Source organism: Mesorhizobium waitakense (assembly GCF_056431085.1).
In genome coordinates this window covers 1-1,012 of record NZ_JBWKME010000020.1, presented here as the reverse complement: position 1 = coordinate 1,012, position 1,012 = coordinate 1, and the positions used below count along the sequence as shown (strand labels likewise).

The window sequence follows — 1,012 nt, the reverse complement described above, 5'->3', positions numbered from 1 at the left end:
TCGTCGCTCCGAAAGCGCCTTGATCTCTGATTTTACTCCCCAGAACCTGGCCAACCTGGTCAACGGTTTCAGCAAGTGGCCGGACGAGACGGGCTGCAGCAAGGCCACGGTCGCAATCGCCAGCGAGGTCGCTGGCCGCACCTCGCGCGAGGTGCAGCTCTTTGACTTTACTCAAGGGGATCTGGCGAACCTGGCGAATGGTTTCAGCAAGTGGCCGGAAGCGCCGCACTGCCGCGAGGCCACAATCGCGATCTCCGGCGAGGTCTCTCGCCTTGCCAAACGCGAAGCCCAGCTCTCTGACGTTACTGCGCAGCACCTGGCGAACCTGGTCAACGGTTTCAGCAAGTGGCCGGACGAGACGGGCTGCAGCAAGGCCACGGTCGCGATCGCCGGTGAGGTGCTTCGCCGTGACAACCGGCTCTCTGATTTTAGTCCGCAGGGATTGGCGAACCTTGTGAACGGCTTCAGCAAATGGCCGGAAGCAGCGGCGTGCCACCAGGCAGTCCTGGACATCGTGCGCAAACTGGGCTCCGGAGGCCAACGATTCGGAACGTTCACCACACCTGAGCTTGGCATGATGGCCAATGCTCTGGGGCGAAGTGTCGCCAGGGGAGAGGACACAGGAGAGATCATAGAGACCGCTCTGCTGAAGGATCGGCTACACCAGCTGGCCCGCTACCTTCACTATGCCAGTGATCGTCTGGAGCAGACCCACGTTCTGAACATCGCCGTGATTTTCAAGGCGCTGGCCAAGGCTCGATTGTTTGACGATCTCGGTTCGCTCGCACGGCCGGGGTTGGATCGGCTTACGGAATTGCATCGTGCCCCTGATTTTGCCGCTGAGAACAACCTCGAAACCATGGGCAATCTCTGCCTCGCCGTGCTGCCGCTGGCGCGCAGCCCGCGCAAGAGCCTGCGGCGGAGGCAGGCTCTGAATTTGCTGAACGACATTCAGCCGATCGTCGAGCATAAGATTGAGGCGCATCTCAAAGCAGGCGATGGCGAGCGGACC

The 1,012-nt window shown here is 61.2% G+C and carries 1 pseudogene; it reads left to right on the top strand.

The features are described 5' to 3' along the window. Positions 1-19: 19 nt before the first annotated feature. Positions 20-1,012, top strand: a pseudogene (locus tag AC07FD_RS07500) (hypothetical protein); the annotation flags it as partial.